The following is a 2,467-nucleotide window of genomic DNA, read 5'->3' as shown; positions in this document are numbered from 1 at the left end:
CCTTACCTTCTACGTTGGTGTAAGTTACTCGATAAATCCTGACCTTAAAGTGCTTTTCTGGAGTATAAGATTCTCCTTCCTTAGGAGGAACACACCCATAGTCATACTTCTTCTGAATGCACCCTCCGTTAGGTAAATATCCTACGATCTCATAATAAGCAGTCATACCCTTAGATAGGCATGGTCTTACTACTTTGTCAGCCTCTGCCCAGACATCTACTCCATAAAAACCTCCTCTAACATTTTTGTTGTAGTACTTGTTCTTAATGACTGTACGAGAGGCATATATGTAGTCATATTTGTGGAACTCATCACCAGTTAGCCATCTGGCTATCTTCTGTTTCCAGCTTAGAGGCTGTTTACATAGAACATATGCAGAGATGCCAGACGTTCCATGTATCTTATATGATAACTGTATTCGAGAATTTGGAGTTATTACGTTAGGACATTTCTTAATAAGAGTTGTCAATTTTGTTATCCTATAGGCTTTTTATCCTATAGCTCTTATAGTTTCCTATAAGTTCAGCGTACATTTTCACCCTCATATGTAGGGTGTCGAGCACTCTTGGAAGTATTATATTCTATTCCTAGTTTCAACTTCTACGCGTTACGGTGACTAATATTATTACATATTAGTTTACCTCGGTATTTTCATGATTTCATCAAACTTAATACGTTTACGATTGAGATAAAGATTACTAGAGGTGTATAAGTTATTATATATTTTTTCTACCTCGGATTTACTATGTGTTCCAACTAAATAATTCCCTCTACTGTCTGGATAGACATGAGTAGATATTCCAGACTCTAAAAAGAACTCGTTTAACTCCTCTAGAATTAGAGGGTCTTTAGAAATAATAGTAAATCCAATATTAGTATACTGGTAGGAAGTAGTTTCTCCGTTTTTTAATATAACACTTTTAGTTACTTCTGAAGAATTTATATTACCATCTCCGTCCCAATACCCACGAATAAAATCCCACATTAATTCCTTAGGAACTATATTTTTTATAGATTTTTCTAGGTAGGTTTTCTTTTGCCCAAGTCCTAGTTCCTCTAATCTAGAAACTATTTCTTTACATGCAAACGAAAATGAATACATTGGATGAGTAGTAATTCCAGTCTTATTAACTCTTTCTGGTTTATAACACAGTTTTGTTACTGGAGACATGTAATCCCTTATTTTTTCAAGTATCTCTTTATCTTTTTCACTTAGAGTAATTACAAATTTATTTCCATTAACACAGCCATCAGCAATATAAAACCCTAGAATATATGCTGCTTCTGGAGTGTTAATAGGACTAAATATATCTTTTTTAATCTTAGAATTTCGTAAATTACCTCTTTTTATGTAACCCTTTTCAGCAAAGAAATAATTCATTGCATTCTGATTACATTCGTATTTAGCATATACATCTTTCATCTTAAGATTTCCGAGAATATATTCTTGATAATCTCTATCAGTAAAATTTTCTCGAAGAGTCTATAACATTCTTTCTGTTTTTTCGGACTTTTTAATCATTTTTATTTCTTTTATAAATTATATACAAAGATATAAAAATGATCTTGCGACTCCAAATAAAAAGTGATGTATATGATGAAATTTTAGAATCCACCGATTTTGCTCAATTTTCACTGAAATATTACTATCTCAGGCGACACATCTATCGTAATGAAATCTGAACTGAGTATCGATGACTTTGTCGATACCTCTTGGGACTTTCTTTGTAATCTTTCCTGTAGATGTCCCTTGAATATATGTTCTCTTAGCGATATATTTCTTACTAATCCAGAACTCTTTGCCATTGTCCGACACTGAGTCAAATTCTGTACCTTCTGTGACATTTTCTAATTCTTTATTAGTTACTGATACAACATAGTTCTCCAAGACGGTTACAGGCAAAATAAATCCTTCCGAGAGTTCTCCTCTTAGCTTTATTGCCTTTACCCTACCGTTATCCTCGAACATGCCAGACTGTTCCGGATCCTTATTAAGCTCTTTATGCCTGTATAGGTTCGCATAGCTTAGGAAATCTCCGTTTATGCAAGATAGCGCTGGAAAATAAACGTAGAGTCCTGGCTGAGAATCTATACCAGTAATAATGTTAAACCCATCAATAGTACAACACTTAAGTCTGGTTACTTCTGGGTCTGAGTGAGTTCTAAAAGTTGTAATGTTTACAATTTTAGAAAGGTAGTTTTCACTAGCCTTTTTACCTTTAATTAATTTCATCTTTTTTTTTATTTAACTATTCGGAGTCCTCTATAACAGAAAAGGGTTTATCTCCAATTATTTCGTTTGGAATAATTTTCAGATTACTGGATCTTATAAGTTCAGTCATCATTCCTGCGTAACTGGCAGCTTCTGCTTCACTATATTCACCTTTGCTGTGGAACTGGAATGCATGAAATACCTCATGCCAGAAAGTATTTTCTATTTGGAGTTGAGATAGTCTTATAGTTTCCT

General features: G+C 33.6%; 4 protein-coding genes. All 4 read right to left on the bottom strand.

The window, feature by feature from the left end:
• The coding region (locus ACI3VO_RS14750) for a hypothetical protein (RefSeq protein ID WP_439758646.1) at positions 1 to 469 on the bottom strand (469 nt) is incomplete at its 3' end.
• Positions 470 to 637: 168 nt separating this feature from the next.
• A complete protein-coding gene (locus tag ACI3VO_RS14745) occupies positions 638 to 1,423 on the bottom strand; it encodes an LAGLIDADG family homing endonuclease (RefSeq protein WP_439758645.1) in 786 nt (261 codons plus the stop codon).
• Positions 1,424 to 1,651: 228 nt separating this feature from the next.
• Complete coding sequence (locus tag ACI3VO_RS14740) at positions 1,652 to 2,233, bottom strand: hypothetical protein (RefSeq protein ID WP_439758644.1); 582 nt, start codon at positions 2,231 to 2,233, stop codon at positions 1,652 to 1,654.
• Positions 2,234 to 2,249: 16 nt separating this feature from the next.
• A partial coding sequence (locus tag ACI3VO_RS14735; RefSeq protein ID WP_439758643.1) for a hypothetical protein occupies positions 2,250 to 2,467 on the bottom strand: 218 nt, incomplete at its 5' end.

It is taken from the genome of Intestinibacter sp., from assembly GCF_051866655.1.
GTDB lineage: Bacteria > Bacillota > Clostridia > Peptostreptococcales > Peptostreptococcaceae > Intestinibacter.
This window is presented reverse-complemented; position numbering and strand designations above follow the sequence as displayed.

What these genes read in the sequence shown, in the direction of transcription:
- ACI3VO_RS14745 (WP_439758645.1), bottom strand. Translation starts at nt 1,423, where the DNA reads ATGAAAGATGTATATGCTAAATACGAATGTAATCAGAATGCAATGAAT.
- ACI3VO_RS14740 (WP_439758644.1), bottom strand. Translation starts at nt 2,233, where the DNA reads ATGAAATTAATTAAAGGTAAAAAGGCTAGTGAAAACTACCTTTCTAAA.